General features: G+C 66.2%; 24 protein-coding genes and 1 tRNA gene. 6 read left to right on the top strand and 19 right to left on the bottom strand.

The window, feature by feature from the left end; all coding sequences use genetic code 11:
• Positions 1 to 151: 151 nt before the first annotated feature.
• From U3653_RS24775 to dcd, 10 genes are all read right to left on the bottom strand, one after another.
• Positions 152 to 1,135 carry an ATP-grasp domain-containing protein gene (locus tag U3653_RS24775; protein WP_195082437.1) on the bottom strand — a complete coding sequence of 328 codons (984 nt, stop codon included), beginning with the start codon at positions 1,133 to 1,135 and terminating at the stop codon, positions 152 to 154.
• A 287-nt stretch (positions 1,136 to 1,422) separates the two neighbouring features.
• Positions 1,423 to 2,871: a glycosyltransferase family 4 protein gene (locus U3653_RS24770; protein WP_195082436.1), complete on the bottom strand. Its 1,449-nt coding sequence runs from the start codon at positions 2,869 to 2,871 to the stop codon at positions 1,423 to 1,425.
• Entirely contained in the window at positions 2,868 to 3,455 is a 588-nt protein-coding gene (locus U3653_RS24765) for a class I SAM-dependent methyltransferase (RefSeq protein WP_195082435.1), read from the bottom strand. The genes U3653_RS24770 and U3653_RS24765 overlap by 4 nt, the downstream gene beginning before the upstream one ends.
• 78 nt (positions 3,456 to 3,533) lie before the next feature.
• Entirely contained in the window at positions 3,534 to 4,241 is a 708-nt protein-coding gene (locus U3653_RS24760; protein ID WP_195082434.1) for an HAD family hydrolase, read from the bottom strand.
• Position 4,242: 1 nt separating this feature from the next.
• Positions 4,243 to 5,148 carry a class I SAM-dependent methyltransferase gene (locus tag U3653_RS24755; protein WP_195082433.1) on the bottom strand — a complete coding sequence of 302 codons (906 nt, stop codon included), beginning with the start codon at positions 5,146 to 5,148 and terminating at the stop codon, positions 4,243 to 4,245.
• A gap of 11 nt (positions 5,149 to 5,159) precedes the next feature.
• Positions 5,160 to 6,089, bottom strand: coding sequence for a phosphotransferase (locus U3653_RS24750; protein ID WP_195082432.1), 930 nt, complete (start codon positions 6,087 to 6,089; stop codon positions 5,160 to 5,162).
• Positions 6,086 to 6,592 (bottom strand): cytidine deaminase, encoded by a 507-nt coding sequence (locus U3653_RS24745; protein WP_195082431.1) that lies wholly within the window; start codon positions 6,590 to 6,592, stop codon positions 6,086 to 6,088. The genes U3653_RS24750 and U3653_RS24745 overlap by 4 nt, the downstream gene beginning before the upstream one ends.
• Entirely contained in the window at positions 6,589 to 7,563 is a 975-nt protein-coding gene (locus U3653_RS24740) for a thymidylate synthase (protein ID WP_195082430.1), read from the bottom strand. The genes U3653_RS24745 and U3653_RS24740 overlap by 4 nt, the downstream gene beginning before the upstream one ends.
• Before the next feature lie 125 nt (positions 7,564 to 7,688).
• Entirely contained in the window at positions 7,689 to 8,207 is a 519-nt protein-coding gene (locus tag U3653_RS24735) for a nucleoside/nucleotide kinase family protein (protein ID WP_323124153.1), read from the bottom strand.
• A gap of 112 nt (positions 8,208 to 8,319) precedes the next feature.
• On the bottom strand, positions 8,320 to 8,868 hold the full coding sequence (gene dcd / locus U3653_RS24730; protein ID WP_195082428.1) for a dCTP deaminase: 549 nt from the start codon (positions 8,866 to 8,868) through the stop codon (positions 8,320 to 8,322).
• Positions 8,869 to 10,048: 1,180 nt separating this feature from the next.
• On the opposite strand from dcd, the gene U3653_RS24725 reads away from it, so the two are divergent.
• Complete coding sequence (locus tag U3653_RS24725; RefSeq protein ID WP_323124152.1) at positions 10,049 to 10,693, top strand: HAD family hydrolase; 645 nt, start codon at positions 10,049 to 10,051, stop codon at positions 10,691 to 10,693.
• A gap of 234 nt (positions 10,694 to 10,927) precedes the next feature.
• Positions 10,928 to 11,209: an SRPBCC family protein gene (locus tag U3653_RS24720; RefSeq protein WP_195082643.1), complete on the top strand. Its 282-nt coding sequence runs from the start codon at positions 10,928 to 10,930 to the stop codon at positions 11,207 to 11,209.
• A gap of 221 nt (positions 11,210 to 11,430) precedes the next feature.
• Here U3653_RS24720 and U3653_RS24715 read toward each other — a convergent pair.
• From U3653_RS24715 to U3653_RS24695, 5 genes are all read right to left on the bottom strand, one after another.
• Positions 11,431 to 11,503, bottom strand: a tRNA-Ala gene (locus U3653_RS24715).
• 91 nt (positions 11,504 to 11,594) lie between these two features.
• On the bottom strand, positions 11,595 to 12,737 hold the full coding sequence (sepX, locus tag U3653_RS24710) for a divisome protein SepX/GlpR (RefSeq protein ID WP_195082426.1): 1,143 nt from the start codon (positions 12,735 to 12,737) through the stop codon (positions 11,595 to 11,597).
• 262 nt (positions 12,738 to 12,999) lie between these two features.
• On the bottom strand, positions 13,000 to 13,650 hold the full coding sequence (locus U3653_RS24705; protein ID WP_195082425.1) for a GNAT family N-acetyltransferase: 651 nt from the start codon (positions 13,648 to 13,650) through the stop codon (positions 13,000 to 13,002).
• 12 nt (positions 13,651 to 13,662) lie between these two features.
• Positions 13,663 to 14,919, bottom strand: coding sequence for a molybdotransferase-like divisome protein Glp (gene glp, locus U3653_RS24700; RefSeq protein WP_195082424.1), 1,257 nt, complete (start codon positions 14,917 to 14,919; stop codon positions 13,663 to 13,665).
• Between the two features lie 150 nt (positions 14,920 to 15,069).
• On the bottom strand, positions 15,070 to 16,026 hold the full coding sequence (locus U3653_RS24695; RefSeq protein WP_195082423.1) for a UTP--glucose-1-phosphate uridylyltransferase: 957 nt from the start codon (positions 16,024 to 16,026) through the stop codon (positions 15,070 to 15,072).
• A gap of 66 nt (positions 16,027 to 16,092) precedes the next feature.
• Between U3653_RS24695 and U3653_RS24690 the strand changes: the two genes are divergently transcribed.
• From U3653_RS24690 to mscL, 4 genes are all read left to right on the top strand, one after another.
• Positions 16,093 to 16,701, top strand: coding sequence for a 5-formyltetrahydrofolate cyclo-ligase (locus U3653_RS24690; RefSeq protein WP_195082422.1), 609 nt, complete (start codon positions 16,093 to 16,095; stop codon positions 16,699 to 16,701).
• A gap of 69 nt (positions 16,702 to 16,770) precedes the next feature.
• Positions 16,771 to 17,073, top strand: a complete 303-nt coding sequence (locus U3653_RS24685) for an FmdB family zinc ribbon protein (protein ID WP_195082421.1) — start codon at positions 16,771 to 16,773, stop codon at positions 17,071 to 17,073.
• Positions 17,074 to 17,160: 87 nt separating this feature from the next.
• Complete coding sequence (locus U3653_RS24680) at positions 17,161 to 17,826, top strand: SAF domain-containing protein (protein WP_195082420.1); 666 nt, start codon at positions 17,161 to 17,163, stop codon at positions 17,824 to 17,826.
• Positions 17,827 to 17,943: 117 nt separating this feature from the next.
• On the top strand, positions 17,944 to 18,348 hold the full coding sequence (mscL, locus tag U3653_RS24675) for a large conductance mechanosensitive channel protein MscL (protein WP_195082419.1): 405 nt from the start codon (positions 17,944 to 17,946) through the stop codon (positions 18,346 to 18,348).
• A gap of 75 nt (positions 18,349 to 18,423) precedes the next feature.
• On the opposite strand, the gene U3653_RS24670 is transcribed toward mscL, so the two are convergent.
• From U3653_RS24670 to U3653_RS24655, 4 genes are all read right to left on the bottom strand, one after another.
• Complete coding sequence (locus tag U3653_RS24670) at positions 18,424 to 19,095, bottom strand: MspA family porin (RefSeq protein ID WP_324722477.1); 672 nt, start codon at positions 19,093 to 19,095, stop codon at positions 18,424 to 18,426.
• Positions 19,096 to 19,161: 66 nt separating this feature from the next.
• Positions 19,162 to 19,836, bottom strand: a complete 675-nt coding sequence (locus tag U3653_RS24665) for an MspA family porin (protein WP_324722478.1) — start codon at positions 19,834 to 19,836, stop codon at positions 19,162 to 19,164.
• A gap of 321 nt (positions 19,837 to 20,157) precedes the next feature.
• Complete coding sequence (locus tag U3653_RS24660; protein ID WP_324722477.1) at positions 20,158 to 20,829, bottom strand: MspA family porin; 672 nt, start codon at positions 20,827 to 20,829, stop codon at positions 20,158 to 20,160.
• A 66-nt stretch (positions 20,830 to 20,895) separates the two neighbouring features.
• The coding region (locus tag U3653_RS24655; RefSeq protein WP_324722476.1) for an MspA family porin at positions 20,896 to 21,231 on the bottom strand (336 nt) is incomplete at its 5' end.

Genomic DNA, 21,231 nt, shown 5'->3' with positions numbered 1-21,231 from the left:
GCACTACATGCCGTGGTCGGCCGGTGTCATCGACGGCGATATCGCGCCACCGATGACACCCAGCATGGTGATAGTCCAGCACTGTGAACCCGGCAAGCGCCTTCCCTGTACCCAGTGACAGCCGACCGACCGAGTGACGTGCCCGAAGCGGCTAAGTGATAGCCAAGTCGAGGCGGTAGGAGTCCGCAATCGTGATCATGTCGGCCTCCACTGCGGACGTGCTCGGTCCGGCGAGCATGAACTTGCCGGATGACGGCCAGACTCCGAGGCTTCCGTTCAGCATCTGACCTATGTTGGGAATCTCCGAGCTGAGCACACTGTCCGGGCACGTATCCAATCCCCGTATCCGCTTGACCACGCAGGGACGTTGCTCGGCCAGCGCCAACCAGATGAAACCGGATGCTCCGACACCCGCCTTATCGAGCATTGTCGGCGGCCCCGTCAGCTGCGAGGGTTCGCCGAGGCAGGCACGGATCGATTCATCCACGATATCGACGCCGTATACGGATTTCAGTTGGGCGCTGATGCCGGCGCCGCCGAACCTGCATGCCACCTCGAGAAAGACGAATTCGTCGTCGTCGGTGACAAACGCCTCCAGGTGGAACGAGCTGTCGCGAAGGCCAAGAGCACTCAACACCCGGTGGGTGAAGCTCATGGATCGCTCGATCACGTCCGGATCGTCGAGCGTCACCACCGCGACCGGCGCGCTGGCAGTTCGGTAGTCGAAGACGCTGTTGAGGTATTTGGAAGCGCTGAAGAAGCGAATGACGCCGTCGCGGACGACACCGTCGAACATGCAGATCTGTCCTTCGATGAACTCCTCCACGTCGACATCCTCGGCCAGCCCCTCCGCACGGACATACCGGGCGAACTCCGCGCCATCGGCGAAGATTTGCACCCCGACGCTCGCGGCCTGGTCGATCGGCTTCATCACGACCTTGCCCGGCAGAGTGGCCACGATGTCATCGATGAGTTCCGACGGGGTTTCCGGGCCGACCTTCCAGAAACGCGGCAGTCGAATGCCCGTGCCGCGCAGCGCCTCCTTCATGGTGATCTTGTCACGGAACCGGCGGGCGGTCGCCGCGTTCACGCCGGGGACGCGCCACCGATCCCTGATCATGGCGGCGGGAATCACCGAGTTCTCGAAGAGCCCGAGAACACCGGCGGGGACCCCGTGCCGTGCGACCAGATCCTCGCAGGAAGCCAGGATCTGATCGGCGGCTCGGTCGTATCCGGCCAGATCGGCACTGCTCGGACCGCTCGCGTCGATGATCGCGAGATCCGCGAACTGCGACAGCAGATCCGACGGCAGACCCGGTACCGCTTTCTCGTGCAGGAGCACGCTGATCCGGTACCGATCGAAGTCGTACGAAGCCCGGTGCGCCTGGGAGAAGCCTACGGAGATGACATGAGGTCGGTCGGTCATCGGTCGCTCCCAGCGGTGGACCGGACCCGAGCGACCTGTGGAGCTCGCACCTCGGCGAACAGCTCTCGATAGCGCCGCGCTACCGAACTCCAGGCGAAGTCGTTCACCGCGCGTTCGAGCGCATTCCTGCCGCGCCTGCGCCGTTCCACCGGATTCGCGACGATCTCGGTCAACCTTGCCAGGAGGGCATCGTCGTCGTCAGGCGGCACCAGCCATCCGTTGGCATCGTCCCCCGCGGGCACGACGAAATCGAGCGGGCCGCCGGTCTCGGTCGCGAGTACCGGGATGCCACTAGCCATCGCCTCGAGGTACATCAGGCCGAACGACTCGTTCACGGCAGGGACCACCAAGGCGTCCACGGCGGGCAGTGCCCTGGCGAGATCATCGTGTCCACGCCAACCCACGAAGAACACACGGTCATCCACTCGGAGTTCCCGTACCAGCTCCAGCGGGTGGACGCCCTCGTGTTCGCCGGGGAAACCGCCCCAGACGACGAGGCTGACATCTTCCGTCCGCTGTCGCGTCAGCCGCTCGAACGCGTGCAACAGCTGGTTGAGCCGTTTCTGTGTAAGAAAGCGGCCCAACCACATCAGGCGGATGCTCTTGCTCCGGTCAGAGAAATGCAGTCGTGCCAAGTCGGCGTGGCGGTAGGAGAGTGAACCCGGTTCGCCCCCCACCTCCGCGGCGCGGCAGTCGTCGACGAGAAGTTCTTGCCACAGCGCGGCATCGTCGGCCGGAGTGAACTCGGCAGGCTTGAAGCGCACGGTATCGACGCCGTGTGGAATGTAGCGCACCTTGGCACTGTCGACGCCGAAGCGATCGGTCATGGTGGCCTTGTCGACACTCGAGATGACGACGATTCGCTCGCACAGCTTGGCGTAGCCGGCCATCGCGTCCCGCCAGAACTTCGCGTACTCGAGACGCCCGGCCGCCGGGTTGTCATCCGCTTCGGCCAGGAGGCTCAGCCAGAACTTGATCTCGGTGCCGTGCATCGTCGCGACGACGGGTATGTCGGGGTACGCGAGGGCCATCCCTCCCTGCATCGGAGTGAGGTGATTCAGATGCACGACATCGGCGGAGCCGAAATGGAATTCGCGAAACCGCTCGGACCAGCAGGCCTCCAGATGAGCGGTCGCCTGCGGTGAGACACGACCGAAGGAGCGATCGGGGACGCCATCCTTGTCCTCGTAGGAGGGGTGAACCGGCTGCGCGACCAGCATGGGATCGACGCCCCGTACGTACGCATCGAAAGCATCGTCGTAGTCGACGACGTGCCGGACATGCTGCCCGTAGAACGCGACGGCGTCGCCGTTCGCGACCGCGCTGGTCGAACCGGCGGTGAGTGAGTAATCCACACCGAGGTCTCGCAGACGCGGCGCCAGATACCGCAGAACCTGCGCGGAGCCTCCACGCGGGAAGAAGATGCTTGCGGCCGCCACCTTCATGCGACGAACCCCCCTTTCTGGGCCGTGATGTAGCCCCACTGCAAAAATTGGTGTGTGCCCAGGACACTCGCCCCTGGCCTGCGTTCGGGCCCCGGATCGGCCACCCGGTTGGCGAGCACGGTCCACTCGGGCGTGGGAAAGAACGACGGCCAATGGTCGGCGCTCGGATGTGTGTCCAGCATCGAATGAGCCTCGGTAACCGGCAGCATGTACTCGATAGCGACCAAACCGCCCGGCGCAACGAGGGATCGCACGTGCGACATAGTGTCCACAAGCCGGTGCTTGAGGTTGTAAGAATACTGCAGCGCCCCACTGATGAACACGAAGTCGCAGGGCGCGATCCGCACCGACGCGAGGTCACCGCGGACAATGGTCACGCGCTGTTCGAGCTGCTCGGTCTCGAGCCGCCATTGCAGTCCGGGCATCTCGATCGGCGTGCCGTCCGCCGCTTTCGTCATGCCACCGTAGAGCGCGACCTCATCGATATCGACCGCGACGACGTCGAATCCACGCCGCGCGGCGGGCAGCACGAACTTGCCGTCGGCGCAGCCGAGAATCGCGGCGGTGGGCGGCCTGCCGTGCACCGTCCGCGCGACGCGGCGTAGGAGTGCGTAATACCGCGCGGGGGCGGGTCCCCACAAACTTTTCGTCTTTCTCCCCATTTATGGCGCTCCCATCGAACACAATTTGATCGTCGTCGAAAGGGCGTCCAGCGAGTCCGCCCAGAGGCCGGGCCACTCCCCCCGGCCCATCGACGGGTTCAGTCCGTCGTCGCAGAAGTGGATCGGCGTCGCTCCCGCACGCTCGGCACCCCATAGTTCGCGGCTGCCTCCGTCACCGATGAACACGCATTGCGCCACCTCGACGCCCAACTGGACAGCACAATGCTCGTACTGGGTGGCCGCCGGTTTACGGACACCGGTCGTGCAGGACAACGTCACCGCGTCGAAGTAGCGGGCCAGCGGCAGGTCGAACAACACCGTGGCGACCTCGGCCTCGCAGTCGCTGACCAAGCCGAGCCGCATCCCCGACGATCGCAGACCGGCGAGGAATCGACTGTGCGCGGGCCCCAGCGACAGATCCGAACGCGTCCACCGCAGCAACTCGCATTCGGCTTCGGACAGGGCCGTATCGGCTGGGCGGCCGCCGGCGAGTTCCGCGATCGCGCCGAGCGCCTCGCGGACCGAGCCGAATCTCCCTGCCAACCGCGTCTCCTTCGTGGACGCGTACGCGTCCACGAAGGCCTCCGCGTCGCAATCGAGACGATGAGCGAGTTCCCGGCGCCGTCGGAGTCGCAGACGTGGATCCGGCGCAGGAATCAGCGTGCCGTAGAGGTCGAACAGCACTGCGGACGGAAAAGTGGTGTGCATGTCACTCGCAGACGAAACTGCCGGTGAGTTTCGTGATCGTGAGCCGTCCTTCGGTCCTGATCGTGCGCTCGGCCAGGTATCGGATCTCGCCGTGCAACCGGGCGAAGAAGGCCTCGTCCAGCATCGGATCCGGTCGCGACGCCGCCGAGCAATAGTTGTGGCCGATCGCATAGAATTCCAGGAACGGATCGACAGTTCGGAATTCCAGAATGTCCGGTCGGCGGCGCAACTCCACCCGATCGAACTGCGCCGACAACATGTCTTCGCCGTTCTCCAGGGATATCCGGCCTTTCGGGCTGGCCTTGAACAAATACTCCGGCGCGCCGATACGACGCAGTGCCTCGAAGTGCAAGTCGTACATTTCGACCATCGAACGCGTGCTGTTCGTGGTCACTACGAACCTGCCGCCGCGACGCAGAATGCGGCGCACCTCGGCGATGCAGTGCCCGAGGTCCGGCACGTAATGCAGCATATAGTTGGCCATGACGCGGTCGAAACTGTCGGTAGCGAACATCGTCAAGTTGTCTGCGCTGGATTCGATGAGCTCGCAATCCAACCCGATCCGTGACAGGCGCGCATGGGCGGCGGCCAGCACTCCCCGCGCGATATCCAAGCCAACGATGCGTCCGCTCAACAGGTGTCGCCCGACCATCTCCAACTGCACCCCGTTACCGCAGCCGAGATCCAGTAGTGCCTCGTCGCCGGTCAACTGGAGGCAGGACAGGAGGTGCTCGGCCAGCGGCGTACCGGAGACGCGGTACTGCTCGAAGATCCGCTGTTTGACGACGAGCATCCGGTCGGTATTGAAGATGGAGTCACGAAGAAGTGCGGGATCGAATTCGAAATGCGTTGTCGGAATTACTTTTTCAGCTAGTTTGTCCAAGTGCGGGTCACCGAAGCTGGTCATGCGGTTTCTCCTTATCTGATGCCTGCGGGCAGAGTGCGCTCGGCGCGAAGTTCATCGAGGCCTCGCCAGACCCCGGTTCCGTCGCCGGTCCGTAGTCGCCGCACGAGCTCGCGGTAGTAGCTCTCGTCGGCCGCCGCGAGGTCGATGAGGTAGGTGATCGCACCCCACTCACGAACGCGCACGACGTCCCAGAACGCCGGATCGCTGCGAGGGTCTCGGCCGTACGCGGCAAACATCTCGTCCACAGCCGCCGCAGGAGTGCCGAAGCGGCGATGCGAGACCACGATCGGGGCAAGATCCCAGTACAGCGGTCCGCGCCCGGCAGTGTCATAGTCGACCAGGAACGGGCAGTGCGGCGTGTTGACCACGTTGGCCGCGTATGCGTCACCGTGGATCAGCCCGGTGCGCAGACCAGGCAGGAGCCGCTCTCGCAGTGTTTGGATCCGCGCCATCATGTCGGCGCAGTGCGCGACGACTTCGTCGCCGGCATACGATGCCCGCCGCAATCGTTGCAACCGCGCGGCCGCAAGGTTCGGGTTTGTTTGTCGGTGCTCGTTCACTATCGGCGCGTCGTCCCGGTCGTGAATGCCGCGTAGGGTGGCGCCGAACCACGCGTAATCGATGTCGCCTCCGACCGAATCCAACAACGGCCAGAAGGTGACCGGGCCGCTCGGGGTCGATAACGGCTGCTCGAAGGCCATTGCCGCCGGCTCGATGATTCCGGGGATATCCGAGCACGTCTTCGCGAACCGAACGGCATTGATGGCCTGGGCCTCGCTGCCCACTCGGCCGATACGAACGAACAATGCGCGATCGGGCACCGCGAAGCTCGCGCAATGACCGATCTCGGCCATGCGAACCTCATGGTCGGCCAACCCGCAGACCCGGCGCACATGAGTGAGCGCGTCTTCCCACCATCGGCCACCGACCTCCGCACTCATGCGCCCCTCCCTGCGGGCACAGCTCGTGCGTCGGACCGCCGCAACCCAGTAGTCGCACCTTCGTGCTTCCACTTGGTCCCGATGTATTTGTGCGGCAGCATTTCGCCGAGGGATACGATCTGAAATGCTTGCGCATCAGGGAGTACAACGAGGATGTCCGGCGCGTAGTCGAGCAAGAGTTCGCGACAAAGGCCGCACGGCGGCACGATCTTCGGTACCTGTTCCGGTTCCGACGGCTTCGGATGCCGGACCGCCACGACCATCGACAGACCGCGGGCGCCCGCCATGATCGCATTCGCCAGTGCGCATGCTTCTGCACATGTCGAAGCACGGCCGATCATCGCTTCGAGATGGATTCCGTCGTGATAGTGGCCGTCCGGATCGAGTACCACGGCGCCGATCTGGTGGCGCTCTTCGAGATAGTGTCGCCGAATGAGCTGATCGGCCCGCGCGATCAGGGAGCGGGCGACCTCCTCGAGCGCGCTCGCGTCCTCGCGGATCATCGTCCCGCCTTTCCCGCATCGGCCAACAGCCTCCGAGCGCGTGCGACCGTGAGCGGGTCACCGAAATGGTTCGGTAGCCCGCTCAGTACCCGCTGGGCGTGCTGGTGTTCGCCGTGTCTGTCGAGCCAACGCACGGACAGCACGCCGAGCAGCGCCATCCAGTACGGGTGCAAGAGGTCCTCCGCGCGTGCCAGGCACGTCATCATTTCGGACAACGACGAAGCGGTCCGTACTTGCTCTTCCGCAAGGCACAATTGCCGGACCTGCTGCAGCGGCGCCGGATCGGTCGGCATCACCGGCATCTCGACGCTGTAGGATTCGCCGCCGAGAAGCGCTCCGGCTCTCGCGACATCCGGCTCGGGCAGTTGCATCGCCGCGATCCAATGTCGATACGAGTCGAACGGAGTTCCGGTCTCGGCCGCGATCATTTCCCCCAGCATCGAGAATTCGAAGAAGTTGAACGGCATGAGGGTCAGCGGCTTGTTCGATCGCATCATCGTCGTCGCGATCAGGCCGTCGACACGCGCGTGATACAAGGTGCCCATCGCACACGGAACGTCGATCGCCTCGCGGACGGCATCCATCGGGTTCCAGATCACCGTGCCCGCCTGACGCGTCTGCGGCGATTCCCGCAATCTCGCGATGACGCCGTCTATCTGGTCGACGCCGGGCAGGCTCCGGCGCAACCGGTGCCCATAATTCGAGCCGGGCAGCGTCAACCCGTCGGGCGAATAGTTCGCGGCCGGAGGCACGTAGTAGGCGATGGTCGAAGTGGCCTCGTCACCGCGCATCATCCAGACAAACCTGCTGACCGCACCGATGAGGTCGAAACTTCCCGTGGCCGGTATGAAGATTCGGCAGCGCGGCCGGCTCATTCCCGTACTGAACCCCAGCAACTCTCGCCATGCTTTGCCGCCCGATGTCTGGACCAGCTGACCGCCTTCCAGCAGACATGCCAGCGCGTCGGTCACGGCCTGGCCGACGGTGGTGGGCAAATTGCTTCCGTGTTCGCCAGCACCGCCTCCGGAGGCATCCGTGGAAGGTCCGCGGCCGAGGCCGGCGTGCGACGAGCCGGTGCGGACCTGGTCGGCTGTGGTCACTGCGCGCCGCCCGCGATCGAACCGGCCGTGGTGGGAGACTCGGCGACCAGCCCCGATTGCCAAGTGCCTGCGACGACGTCGGTCAGGGCCTGAACCTGTCTGGCGAGGTGCTCGATGGTGGAGTCGTTGAGCACCTCGAAGTCCGGCGCCAGGGATATGGGAACCTCTGCGACATGCTGATCGGAGACCGGTGCGAGATCACCGCGCTCCGCCCGCCTGCGGATTCGCAGTTCGTCAGGTGCGGAAATCCGTACGAACCGGAACCCCATCTTCCGCAGGGCCTCGTAGTCCGGCCGACGTACGTCGTCACAGATGACGACCTCGGCATTCGAGTTCTCGGCGTCGGCGACACGTGCCGCGAACAGACGGGTCAGCGATTCGGGATCGATGCGCCGGAAATTGTCTGCCAGCGAACTCAGCAGCATGCCGTCCTGCCGGTACGGTTCGGCGATCGGCTGACCGCACAACGAGTAGATGAGGCGTTGCAGGTCGTACAGTGGCTCCGCCAGTTTCACTACGGCACCGGTGCGTCCCTGCCGCTGGACGGCGTCCAAGATCAGTCGGCACGTCGTCGACTTGCCGGCGCCGGATGCTCCGAACAGTGCCAATCGCACTTGCTTCGCCATTTCAAAGCCCCGCCATCGCTTCGCGGGGAGACTTGTCGAAGTCCAGATGAATAGCGGATTCCTGCGGCCCCATACTGCCCTGGTACTTGCCCGAGTAAAGAGTCACGGGGCCCTCGGTACGCCAGAAGGTGACTTGACCGAGCAGCATCCCCGGGTAGATCCGCAGCGGTTGAACCGCGTGCAGTTGGAGCGTCCATTGGTTCACGGATCCGATGTCGATGAGGTCGGCCGTGATGTGGATGAAAAGCCCGAGCCGCGCCACGCCCGATCGAGCGCGGATGATGGGGACATAGTGGTCACTGCCCATCACTTCCACGGTGGAGCCGAGGTAGATGCGATCAGGCTGTAGGACCATACCGTCCTCCGGAAGATACACTGTCTGCACCGGATTCGGCTTGCGTACATCGAGCACGGCCTCGCTGTAGACCTTCAGAACGTTTCCGAGACGGAAGTTGTAACTGTTCGGGTTCAGTTGCTCGGGCTGGAAGGGGTCGATGATGATCCGACCCTGCGCCACCTGTGACTCGATTTCACTGCCAGTCAGGATCATGTGACCCCCCAAAGCCTTTCTTGAACTGGACTATCTCGTCCTCGATATGATCCCCGGATGCCGAAAGCCAGATATGACTGCGAAATCGGCTAGCGATCCCTGCCCATCCCATCGACTACACGCGAATCCGGTTCCACCGGAGAAGTCTTCGTCGAAGTCGAAGTGGGATCACTCCGTGACGCTCCGCCCGGTCGGACTATTCCGATCCGCGCGAATAGGCGACTACCACGCCGAATACCGCCCCCCGAACTACGCGTTCATAAATCCGCAGGCTAGACAATCACCTTTCCGCCACCCAGTACTCTTCCCGCGAACCGAGATACCCTCGCTCGATCCAAATTTCCGATAAGGCGAACCTAGGCCGACTGCACGCCTGATGGCAATCACATGCGAGGCGGAAAGACGCATTGATGCATGTCATGGGCATTTATGTGTGTCCGGACCGGACGGCCGCGTCGGCGACGACAGGACAGTGCGCGGCAACGTGACAGCGCCCGGCCGTTCTGTTGCTCGGCTGATGAAACATGCGCCCGCCACGACGGCGAGGTCAGTGTAGTCCGCGGCGGGCACCCTGCGGCTTCACCGCTTCTCGGCAGACCGATCCGGCGGCGGACTACCCGCGACACCGCGAGAAGTAGATCACCCGACAGCAGTTTCCGCCGGATCAACGGGACGACCGACCAGCGTAACTCTCTGAGCAGCAGTGCTTCTCCTGCGCCAGGCGAATGCCGAGCTGTGCCGAGTCATACGGCGAGGCTGCCTGGCGGTCCGCGCCGCCCGACCTCGGCGGGCGATCTCGGCTACGACGCCGGTGAGACCTTGGAGCCGCACTTTGTGGAGCGTATCACCAACGCCCGTTCCGAGTGGTGACGCGCCGTACCCCTTGGTAGGTTTCGGCTTGTTCGCGCAGCGTCGCGCCGCACCTTCAGTCTTCGACACGCGAAACGTTCCTTCGATCCACATTTGTGCGCCTGCTTCGTCATGGAACAGGCGGGAATCGTCACACCCACGCAGCCGATTTCGTTCACGACGGTGAAATCCATGGCGCATGGAGCTTTTCCACACGCACCATCGCGCCGAATTCGGAACGCGCGCGACTTATCGCCGCCGTCCGCCCCCATGTCGCCCGCCCTGCTCGCCGCAGGCGTGGCTGTCCTGCCCATCAAGCCTTGGAGATCCGGTGACAATCGCCCTACCTCACCAGCCCGCGGAACTCGACGCGGTCATCTTCGACTACAACGGCGTCATCGGCCTGCAGCCCACCATTCCGATGTGGAGCAGGCTCGCCGAACTCGCCGGATGGCCCACAGACCAGCTCGGCCCCTTCCAGAACGCGTTCTGGAGCGCCCGCGAACCCTACGATTCCGGCGAACTCGACGACGCGGATTTCTGGACCGCCGTGCTCGGCCACCGCCCGGCCCCGGAACTGCTCACCCAGTTGCGCGCCGTCGACACCTCGCTGTGGACCCGGACCGACGACCGCGTCGTCGCACTGCTGCACCATGCCCGCCGGTCCGCTCTCCCGATGGTGCTGCTGTCCAACGCCCCCCACCCCGTCAGCGATGCCCTCGACGCCTCCGACTGGCGCACACTGATGACCGACGCCCTCTACTCCGCCCGCCTCGGCATGAACAAACCCCACCCCGACACCTACCGAAACGCACTCGCCGCCACCGGAGCCAGCGACCCCACCCGCGTCCTGTTCATCGACGACCGCGCCGACAACTGCCGAGCCGCCGCAACCCTCGGCCTGCGCACTCTCCACTACACCGGCTCACCCACCGACATCGAGGCCCACCTGCGCATCACCACCATCGCCGCGTAGTTCCCTACCAGTCGCCAAAGAGCTTCCGGGCGCGACACCGCTGCCGGTCGACAGTGCACACGAACTCGGCCGGGCGCTCGGCTGGGGTATCCCAGCCGAGCGTTTCCGCGGGAACGCCGATATCGTCAATGCGAGCCGGAAGTACCGATCGAATGAGCGTGGCCGGACTACAGGCCGGTGCCTACTCGGCCCGCCTCCTCCCGTTTCGAGTCACAGGTCGACGCCGCACCGAATATGGGCGTTGCCGTACTTCTAGAAAATCCCCGACGCAACGAGATCATTTGCGAGGTGCTAGCGGCCCCGCCGTGCAAGCAGTTGACGTACAGCTGGATGTACCCGCAGCCTGAGCATCGCGCCCGGTGCACTGTCGACTGGACGCTGCAGCCGCAGGGTGGTGGCACACGACTGCTGCTGACGCAGACAGGTTTCGATATCGAAGATCGTCGACAGAAGATGGCGCGCAACGCTACGGAGCGCAGTTGGAGACAACTCGTCCTGCCGCGACTCGGGAGGTGATCCACCCCAAACCTGAGTCGACTGCGGAGATGGTGCCGACGCACTCTGACCGTCCCCCAGAATGGGCAGACGGCTGAGCGAGCGTTACCCCAACTGCCCGAGTGTGTCGGGCCTTGAAGGCCCTGGCTCGAAACAAGCGGCGCTGAATCACCGCGATGTGTTCGCACAATGTCACGCAATAGCGAAGCCGCAGGTCGTTGACCTGCGGCTTCGCCGTTTTGTGGAGCTAAGGGGAATCGAACCCCTGACCTTCTCGATGCGAACGAGACGCGCTACCAACTGCGCTATAGCCCCGTGCGGCTCCGGGGAACCGCGCTGTGACACTGTATCAGGCCATCCCCCTAGTCTCCGAATCGGTACCCTGACCTGCGAAGATGCGGGCGGGTCATGCGCCGGCCGCGCGGCGCATGTCGCGGCCGGCGCGGGTGCGCAGGGCGCGGGCGGTCGCGGGGTCGAAGGGGTCGAGGTGGGCGAACATGGGGTCTTCGTCGTCGGGATCGACCAAGGTGGAGCGGCGGCGGATCGCGCGCGCGGTGTCGCGGTCCATCGCGCCGCGGGGTGCGCGGCCCCGGCGCGCACGCGGGTCGGCTTCGGCCTGGTGGCCGCGGTTGAGGCGGGCGGCGCGCCTGCGGCGGATCTCCTCCTCCATCCGCACCTGCTTGCGCAGGTAGGCCAGATAGGTCACCAGCACCGTGACGGCGAGCCCGCAGCCCCACCACAACAGGGGGGTGAGCACGAGCGCGACGGCGCCGAAGAGGATGGCGGTGAGCAGCAGGCCGAGCACGGCACGCTGACGGAAGGTGTAGCGGGCCGCGCGGGCAATGGCGTCGGCCTCGGGGTCGTAACCGCCGCGGCCACGGCGGCTGGGGACGAAATCCTGCTCGTCGTGGCCCGCGTCGTCGTAGTCGTCGTACTCGTCGTAGTCCACGAGGGCGGGCGCGGTGGAGCGCGCAGGCGGGATTCTGGCCGCGACCGGCTCGGGGTGGTGTGCGCCCACGCGGTCATCATCGGTCTCCGCGTCGATCTTCGCAGCGACTTCGGCGCCTTCGTCGGCGTCCGGCACGTCGTGGCCCGTCTCGTCGTCCGGCACGTCGTGGCGCGTCTCGTCGTCGGCTTCGTCCTCCGGTGCGGCGGAGGTGAATTCGCTGTCCTCGAGGTCGTCCGTTCCGGCGTCAGCGATGTCGGACGCCACGGCGTCGTCGGCCGCGGGTGTGCTGTCCTCGTCGGTCTCGGTGGCGGGCTCGTCGGCCGGTGTTGTCATCCGGTCCTCCGCATCATCGCTGTGGGAATACTCTCTCGGTACGCGGCGTCCATCGGGTCGCCCACGGGGCCGCCAGTTCGGATCGGTTTCGTGCCCGGCAGCCGGGCCCTTTTTGAGACGTCGCTTGCCTCCGCCGCGGTGCAGGACTCTGGTGGCCAGCGCGGCGTCGGTGGTGCGGCGGATTCTGGGGTGACGGTCGGCGAGGATCGGGAACAGGACGAATACCCAGAGCACGACCAAACCGATCCACAGGATCGAATTCGGCATCGCGTCAGCACCTCCGTCCCGCCTGGGTTTCCTCCGGCTCGGCCCGCCAGCGGCGCGTCACACGCCCCGCGCTCGGTCGGCCCCCGTCCGACGCGACGGCGCGGACGCCGATCCCCTCGCAGGCTCACTGCCGATGGCGCAAGACGCACCATCGACGTCCGTAGGCTAATTCCGGGTAGCACCAAGTTCCGGCAGGCGCGCCGTGCACATCCGCCACACCTGTCACATTCCCACCAATGTCACCGCGCTCCGGTGGCCGGTTCTACAGCAGGGTGACGCGCCCCTCTCGCACCAGCCGGTCCAGGGCCGTTCCGGCCACTTCCTCGACGGTGATGCCGACCAGCAGGTGATCCCGCCAGGCGCCGTCCACGTCGAGGTAGCGCCGCAGCAGCCCCTCCTCCCGGAAACCGACATTGCGCAATACCGCTTGACTGGCCAGATTCTCGGGCCGGACGGTCGCTTCCACCCGATGCAGGCCCACCGGCCCGAAGCAGTGGTCGAGGCCGAGCGCCAAGGCCGCCGTCGCGACGCCTTGCCCGCTGAGATCCTTGGCCACCCAATACCCGATCCAGGCCGAACGCAGTGCGCCGCGCACGATATTGCCCACGGTCAGCTGCCCGCTGAACGTGCCGTCGACTTCGATCACCAACGGGATCATCGCACCGCGCCTGGCCTCGGCCTTCAGGCTCGACCACAGCGAGGGCCAGTTGGAGGCGTGGTTGCGCGCTTCCCACGACCCACGGCCGGTCGGCTCCCACGGCTCGAGATGCGCTCTGTCCCGCAACCGGATCCGGCTCCAGGCCGCCGCGTCGCGCAACCGCACCGGACGCAAGGTCACCTGTCCGGCGGCGACCCGGACCGGACCCAGTCGCGCGGGCCATCCCGGATGCTGCGTCGCCCGGAAGACGTTCATGGCTTCCACGTCTCAGCCGCGCTGTGCGAGGAAGGCGACCTGGACTTCGTCACCGGTGCGAATGTCGGTGTCGTCGGGGTCGATCACGATCAGGCTGTTGGCCTCGGCGAGCGTGGCGAGCAGGTGCGAGGACGAATTGCCGTTGCCGAGCGGCTGCACGAGATACTCCCCGGTGGCTTCGTCGCGCATGAGCTGCGCGCGCAGGTACCCCTTGCGCCCCTCCATGGAACTGATCGGCGTGATGGTCCGCGCGCTGATGATCCGGCGCATGGGATGCCTGCGCCCCAAGGCGATCCGGATCAACGGCCGCACCATCACTTCGAACACCACCAGCGCGCCCACCGGGTTGGACGGCAGCAGGAACGTCGGCACCTCGTCGCGGCCGAGCCGCCCGAAACCCTGCACCGAGCCGGGATGCATGGCGACGCGGGTGATCTCGAGTTCGCCGAGCCCTTCCAGCGCCTCCCGGACCTGCTCGGAGGCCCAGCCGCCCACCGCGCCCGCGATGACGACCACCTCGGAGCGCACCAACTGTCCCTCGACCACGTCGCGCAGCAGGCGCGGATCGGAACTGACGATGCCAACGCGGTTGACGTCCGCGCCCGCGTCCCGCGCGGCCGCGGCGAGCGCGTAGGAGTTCACGTCGTAGACCTGGCCTGGGCCCGGCGTGCGGTCGATATCGATCAGCTCGCCGCCCACGGACAGCACCGACAGTCGCGGACGCGGGTGCACCAGCACTTTGTCCTGACCGACCGCGGCGAGCAGGCCGACCTGCGCGGGGCCGATGATGGTCCCCGCGCGCACCGCCACATCGCCCGGCTGCACATCGTCACCGATCCGCCGCACGTAGTCGCCGGAGCGCACCGGCTCGTACACCTTGATCCTGGCTCGCCCGCCGTCGGTGAAGTCCAGGGGGAGCACCGCGTCGGCGAGCGTCGGCATCGGCGCGCCGGTGTCCACCCGGACGGTCTGGCGGGGTTGCAAGCGAATCGGCTGCCGGGAACCGGCGACCACCTCGCCGACCACAGGAAGGGTCAGGTCGACGAGTTCGCCTTGTTCGTCCCTGATGTCGGCCCCGGCGGAGGCCACGTCCACGCTGCGCACGGCGTAGCCGTCGATGGCGGCCTGGTCGAAGCCGGGCAGCGGCCGTTCGGTCACGACATCCTCGGCGCACAGCAGGCCCTGGGCCTCGGAGATCGCGACCCGGACCGGCCGGGGCGCGACCGCCGCGGCGGTCACCTTGATCTGCTGATCCTCAACCGAGCGCATCCAGCCCTTCCTGATCCTCTCCGCACTCCATCCGGCTCGCCCGCACGGGCGCGCGATCCCGCCGCGGCGCAAGCGCATTCGCGCGCGCACCGCGGTGAACCATCATTCGTACCCGACGGTCCACTCTCGGCGAAACCCCGGCCGGGTCCGTCAGTCGCCGGTCGTCAGCTGCGGATCCCAGTCCGGGCTCAGCCGATGCTGCAGCCACTCCCGCAGAGCGGGGCCGTATTCCTCTCGTTCCAGTGCGAAATCGACCGCAGCACGAAGATAACCGCCCGGGTTGCCCAAATCGTGGCGCGACCCACGGTGCACCACCACATGAACCGGATGTCCTTCGGCGATCAGCAGTGCGATGGCGTCGGTGAGTTGCAATTCGCCGCCCGCGCCGGGCTCGATGCGGCGCAGCGCGTCGAAGATCGCGCGATCGAGCAGGTACCGGCCCGCGGCGGCGAACGTCGACGGCGCGTCGGCGAGCGCGGGCTTCTCCACCATCCCCTTGACGCGCAGGACATTCGGATTCACCGCGTCGGGCACCGGCGCGACGTCGAACACGCCGTAGGCGCTGACCTCGTCCTTGGGGACGTCGATGGCGCACAGCACCGTTCCGCCGCGCTTGCGGCGCACCCGGCACATCACGTCGAGCACACCGCGGGGCAGCACGAGGTCGTCGGGCAGCAGGACGGCGATGACGTCCTCGTCGTCGTCGAGGGCCTGCTCGGCCTGGGCCACGGCGTGCCCGAGCCCGAGTGGCTCCTCCTGCACCACGGAGCTGACATCGAGCAGTCCCGGCGCCTTGCGCACCTTCTCCAGCAGCTTGAACTTGCCGCGCTCCTCCAGCGTGCTCTCCAGCACCAAGTCCTCGACGAAGTGCGCGACCACGCCGTCCTTGCCGGGTGAGGTGACGATCACCAGCCGCTCGGCGCCGGAGCCGGCCGCCTCGGCGGCGACCAGCTCGATGCCGGGTGTGTCCACCACAGGAAGAAGTTCCTTGGGCACCGTCTTGGTCGCGGGCAGGAACCGTGTTCCGAGCCCGGCCGCGGGCACCACGGCCGTGCGGAAGCACGACACCTCCGCGGCGTCACCGGGCTGTCCGGCCTTTGCTGTCATACGCATACCCTATCCATCCATCACGCCGCCGGATCGGCGTCGCCGACCCGGTCCCGGGGTGAGCCTATGGTGATCACTGTGAACATGCCCGGCGAGCGCGATAAACATGCATGGCGCACGGAACTACTCGCCCGCCGGGCTGTGATGCCTGCCACGGAGCGGGAAAAGGAAGCGTTCGCCCTGGCCACGACGGTCGGCACGATGGGAGTCCGCGGGTGGGTCTGCGCGTATGTGCCGGTGGCGGGCGAACCGGGCTCCACCGCGATGCTGGACGCGCTGCGCGGCGGTGGGGCGCGGGTGCTGGTTCCGGTCACGGGGCCGCCGGGACCGCTGAGCTGGGCCGAGTACACCGGCGCCGGCGCCATGCGCCGGGCCCGCTACGGATTGCTGGAACCCACCGGCGCGGCGCTGCCCCCGGAGGCGATCACCCGCGCCGACCTGATTCTCGTCCCGGCTCTCGCGGTGGATCTGCGCGGTGTACGGCTCGGCCGCGGCGCCGGCTACTACGACCGCACGCTGCCCGCCGCGCGGCCGGACGCGCGCTTGGTGGCGGTGGTCCGCGACGATGAACTGGTCGACCGGCTGCCGGAGGAGACGCACGACCTGCGCATGGGTTGGGCGCTGACGCCGCGCGGCGGACTGCGCCGACTGGGCGGCGATTACCCTGGGGAATGAAACACCGATTGGCGGTGTTGGCACTGTCGGCTGTAGAGTGCCAGATCGACGAACACCGCGGAGGATCCTGTGCCTACTTACTCGTATGCGTGCACCCAGTGTGACAACCGCTTCGACATCGTTCAGTCGTTCACCGACGAAGCGCTGACCGTGTGCTCGGAGTGCTCGGGGAAGCTGCGCAAGCTGTTCAACTCGGTCGGCATCGTGTTCAAGGGCAGCGGTTTCTACCGCACCGACAGCCGCGGTGGCTCCTCCACCGCCAGCGAGCCCGCCAAGTCCGACAGCGGCTCGAGTTCGTCTTCGTCCTCCGCGTCCGACTCCGGCTCGTCGAGCGGGTCCACCGCGTCCACCAGCACGGCCGTAGCCAGCTGATTCCCCGGTTCTCCACAGCCGGTCACCTATCCACAACCCGCCGTGATCCCGGCCGGGCCGGCGCGAGCCCGGCCATAGGCTGCCGCCATGACTCGCGCACTCGCCGATCTCGGCCGTGGCGGCTGGAATCCCGCCGGGTGGCAGCGCCCGCCCTGGGCCGACGCCGTCCTCCTCCGACGACTGCTCGCCGCAGCTCTCACCGCACTCGCGGCGTTCCTCTTCCTTCGTGGCGATCCCGGCACCGAACGCACGACGGTGCTCGTCGCGGCACGCGACCTCGCGCCAGGAAGACTCCTCGAATCGGGTGACCTGCGCGCCGCCCCGCGCGAAGCGGGCACGCTACCCGCGGGCGCCGTCACCGACCCCGCCGTGATCGTCGGCGCGACGCTGGCCGGCGCGATGCGCCGCGGCGAGATGTTCACCGACCTGCGCGTCGTCGGGCCGCGCCTGGCCGCGGCGGCGGCCGGCGCCCGCGAGGCGCGGATCGTGCCGGTCCGCCTCGCCGACACCGCGGTCGCCGACATCCTGCGCGCGGGCGATCGCGTCGACGTGATAGGCGCCGAAGACGCGGGCGGCGCCGGCGCCCGGCCGGCCCGTACCCTCGCCACCGACGCCGCCGTCGTCCTCGTCTCCGGCGGTGGAACCGGCCGCGCAGCCGCGGAACGGGTGGTCCTGGTCGCGATGGACGCCGAGCACGCCACCGCCGTGGCGGGCGCGTCGCTGCGTACCGCGCTCACCGTCGTCTTCCACTGACCCGCCGATCCTGCTTCGGCGGATATTCGCCGGTGGCTCGTTAGCATCGGGCCTACCGGCGCGCGGGTACCGCCGAGCACGACTGCCCAGCTCCACGAAACAGAGGAGACACCGGCCATGCTCAAAGAGTTCAGAGACTTTCTGTTCCGCGGGAACGTGATCGACCTGGCCGTCGCCGTGGTCATCGGTACCGCGTTCGTCGCGATCATCACCGCGATCTCCAACGGCATCATCAATCCGCTGCTCGCCGTCATCGGCGGGCCGGGCGACATCGGCCTCGGGTTCCGGTTGGTCGCCGACAAACCGGCGACCTTCGTGCAGGTCGGTCCCATCATCACGGCCGTGATCAATTTCCTGCTCATCGCCACGGTGCTGTTCTTCGTGCTCGTGCTGCCCGCCGCCCGCCTGAAGAAGCGCTTCCGGCCCGACGACACCACGCTCACCGATTCGGAGGTGCTGATCCAGATCCGCGACCTGCTCGCCGAGGGCCAGACCAGCTCGGGCGGCAGGCACGAATTCTGATTCCGACCGTGCCGCAAGCGAAAACGGGCCCGTCGGTGACGAGCCCGTTCGCGTGATCGTGTGTGGATCCGGCGCTCAGCCGAGGCTGAACGGCTGCCCCCACAACGTCACCCAGGTGATGACATTGTCGGTTTCCACCTCGACACTCACGAACGCCCGCGCCTGGGCATAGCCCGCGCAACCGTTCAGACCGATGGTCTCATCGGCCCACGTCACCGAACCACTGGTGCCCTTGAACGCATTACGAGTCTTGTGCGCCTCGTTGCCGTAGTCATCAGCCTGCTCGAGATCCAGCACATAGAACGACTTCGCCTGGCCGGGGCCGAGCGAGAGGTTGCCGCCGGAGTTGGCACCGACGCCACCGGTGACGTTCTGACCATCGCTCCAGTCGACATTGCCGTCCACACCACCGGTCGCACCGCCACCGGCGATGTTCACCTGGCAACCCACGGTGTAACCCGGGAAAATCTTGCCGCCCGCCGCACCGGAGAGCTCGACCTGCGCGCTTCCGGAGACCCAGGCGTTGCGGTGCAACGGCGTAGCACCCATGGACGGGTTGATGGTCGCCGACTCACCGACCAAGCGAATGGTGACGACGGTGCCGTCGGACAGCGTCTTGGTCAACTCCCCGCCCGGCAGCGGGACGAAGGTGTCGGCGTTCGCCGCACCCGTCGAGAGCAGACCTACCGCGATGGCCGCGGACGCGCACAGCCCTGCCGCGCGCGCCGGCATTTTACGATCGAACATGACGGTAATTCCCCTAAAGAATCGAGTTCGCTTCAGCGAAAAGAGATTTGACGGATCCGACCGGCGTTAGCCGATGCTGAACGGCATCCCGTAAAGGCTGGTCTTCGAGTAGTGATCACCGATGATCTCGACGACCGTGTACGAACGCGCCTGCGCGTAACCCGCGCAACCCTGGATCTGAATCTCGGCATCCTGATACTCCACCGCGTACACACCCGGCTTCAGAATGTCCTTGTAATCGATCTGAACGAACTTGACCTCACCGGGGCCCAGGTTGATACCGATCGAACCACCGGCGCTCGCGCCGCTGAGATTGACACTGCCCGACACACCCGCGGAAATCGCGTCATCGGCGATGCTCACCTGGCAACCGACGATGTAACCCGTGCTCAACTGCGACGCACCGTGGGTGGACGAGTTATTCGTTCCCGGGTTCCCGGAAGGACCGTTGTTCGGCCCGACCGTCCCCTCGGGGGTGACGGCTACATCGGCGATGGCGTTCCCCGAGACCCACACGACACGGCCGGCACCGTTCGCGGCAAGGGATGGGGAGATCAGGGCGCGCTCCCCCGTGCGGGAGATGTTCACGCCGGGTCCTGCCCTGTGACCGTCCGGCAACGGCACGAAGACATCGGCATTGGCGGCGCCGGTCGACAACAGACCGGTGGCTACGGCCGCCGCAGCGGCGGCGCCCGCGACGCGGACGCCTCGAGACAGACCGTTGATGCGGTACTTGCTCATGTTTTTCCTCATCAGGTTGCATCCGCCCGCCCCAGGGTGTCGAGGCGGGACGTGTCCCTCCAAAGCCGGCGGTACGCGGTGGAATGGGTTGTCCACCAGACGTTCCGCCGACCATCGCGTCATCGAGCGATCTCGGACGAAACAATGCTATTCGGTATCAACCAGACTTTTCCGGAAATTCGGGCAATTCGTCTCGGGAAGTAATGGATCCGACTAGGATCACGCGGCCTTGCGGCACAAATGAATTCATGACGAAATGGACCCACCGCGATGCAGGGGTCCATTTCATCAGTGGCTACGGGCTTTTCACCCGCCGTTCATTCAGCCGAGGCTGAACGGCTGCCCCCACAACGTCACCCAGGTGATGACATTGTCGGTTTCCACCTCGACACTCACGAACGCCCGCGCCTGGGCATAGCCCGCGCAACCGTTCAGACCGATGGTCTCATCGGCCCACGTCACCGAACCACTGGTGCCCTTGAACGCATTACGAGTCTTGTGCGCCTCGTTGCCGTAGTCATCAGCCTGCTCGAGATCCAGCACATAGAACGACTTCGCCTGGCCGGGGCCGAGCGAGAGGTTGCCGCCGGAGTTGGCACCGACGCCACCGGTGACGTTCTGACCATCGCTCCAGTCGACATTGCCGTCCACACCACCGGTCGCACCGCCACCGGCGATGTTCACCTGGCAACCCACGGTGTAACCCGGGAAAATCTTGCCGCCCGCCGCACCGGAGAGCTCGACCTGCGCGCTTCCGGAGACCCAGGCGTTGCGGTGCAACGGCGTAGCACCCATGGACGGGTTGATGGTCGCCGACTCACCGACCAAGCGAATGGTGACGACGGTGCCGTCGGACAGCGTCTTGGTCAACTCCCCGCCCGGCAGCGGGACGAAGGTGTCGGCGTTCGCCGCACCCGTCGAGAGCAGACCTACCGCGATGGCCGCGGACGCGCACAGCCCTGCCGCGCGCGCCGGCATTTTACGATCGAACATGACGGTAATTCCCCTAAAGAATCGAGTTCGCTTCAGCGAAAAGAGATTTGACGGATCCGACCGGCGTTAGCCGATGCTGAACGGCATCCCGTAAAGGCTGGTCTTCGAGTAGTGATCACCGATGATCTCGACGACCGTGTACGAACGCGCCTGCGCGTAACCCGCGCAACCCTGGATCTGAATCTCGGCATCCTGATACTCCACCGCGTACACACCCGGCTTCAGAATGTCCTTGTAATCGATCTGAACGAACTTGACCTCACCGGGGCCCAGGTTGATACCGATCGAACCACCGGCGCTCGCGCCGCTGAGATTGACACTGCCCGACACACCCGCGGAAATCGCGTCATCGGCGATGCTCACCTGGCAACCGACGATGTAACCCGTGCTCAACTGCGACGC

The sequence above is a fragment of the Nocardia implantans genome, assembly GCF_035544775.1.
Taxonomy (GTDB): Bacteria; Actinomycetota; Actinomycetes; order Mycobacteriales; family Mycobacteriaceae; genus Nocardia; species Nocardia implantans.
This window is presented reverse-complemented; position numbering and strand designations above follow the sequence as displayed.

Excerpts from the sequence above, each read along its gene's own strand:
- U3653_RS24770 (WP_195082436.1), bottom strand. The coding sequence starts at position 2,871 with ATGAAGGTGGCGGCCGCAAGCATCTTCTTCCCGCGTGGAGGCTCCGCG.
- U3653_RS24760 (WP_195082434.1), bottom strand. The coding sequence starts at position 4,241 with ATGCACACCACTTTTCCGTCCGCAGTGCTGTTCGACCTCTACGGCACG.
- U3653_RS24755 (WP_195082433.1), bottom strand. The coding sequence starts at position 5,148 with ATGACCAGCTTCGGTGACCCGCACTTGGACAAACTAGCTGAAAAAGTA.
- U3653_RS24750 (WP_195082432.1), bottom strand. The coding sequence starts at position 6,089 with ATGAGTGCGGAGGTCGGTGGCCGATGGTGGGAAGACGCGCTCACTCAT.
- U3653_RS24745 (WP_195082431.1), bottom strand. The coding sequence starts at position 6,592 with ATGATCCGCGAGGACGCGAGCGCGCTCGAGGAGGTCGCCCGCTCCCTG.
- dcd (WP_195082428.1), bottom strand. The coding sequence starts at position 8,868 with ATGATCCTGACTGGCAGTGAAATCGAGTCACAGGTGGCGCAGGGTCGG.
- U3653_RS24720 (WP_195082643.1), top strand. The coding sequence starts at position 10,928 with ATGGGCGTTGCCGTACTTCTAGAAAATCCCCGACGCAACGAGATCATT.
- sepX (WP_195082426.1), bottom strand. The coding sequence starts at position 12,737 with ATGCCGAATTCGATCCTGTGGATCGGTTTGGTCGTGCTCTGGGTATTC.
- U3653_RS24705 (WP_195082425.1), bottom strand. The coding sequence starts at position 13,650 with ATGAACGTCTTCCGGGCGACGCAGCATCCGGGATGGCCCGCGCGACTG.
- glp (WP_195082424.1), bottom strand. The coding sequence starts at position 14,919 with ATGCGCTCGGTTGAGGATCAGCAGATCAAGGTGACCGCCGCGGCGGTC.
- U3653_RS24695 (WP_195082423.1), bottom strand. The coding sequence starts at position 16,026 with ATGACAGCAAAGGCCGGACAGCCCGGTGACGCCGCGGAGGTGTCGTGC.
- U3653_RS24690 (WP_195082422.1), top strand. The coding sequence starts at position 16,093 with ATGGTGATCACTGTGAACATGCCCGGCGAGCGCGATAAACATGCATGG.
- U3653_RS24680 (WP_195082420.1), top strand. The coding sequence starts at position 17,161 with ATGACTCGCGCACTCGCCGATCTCGGCCGTGGCGGCTGGAATCCCGCC.
- mscL (WP_195082419.1), top strand. The coding sequence starts at position 17,944 with ATGCTCAAAGAGTTCAGAGACTTTCTGTTCCGCGGGAACGTGATCGAC.
- U3653_RS24670 (WP_324722477.1), bottom strand. The coding sequence starts at position 19,095 with ATGTTCGATCGTAAAATGCCGGCGCGCGCGGCAGGGCTGTGCGCGTCC.
- U3653_RS24665 (WP_324722478.1), bottom strand. The coding sequence starts at position 19,836 with ATGAGCAAGTACCGCATCAACGGTCTGTCTCGAGGCGTCCGCGTCGCG.
- U3653_RS24660 (WP_324722477.1), bottom strand. The coding sequence starts at position 20,829 with ATGTTCGATCGTAAAATGCCGGCGCGCGCGGCAGGGCTGTGCGCGTCC.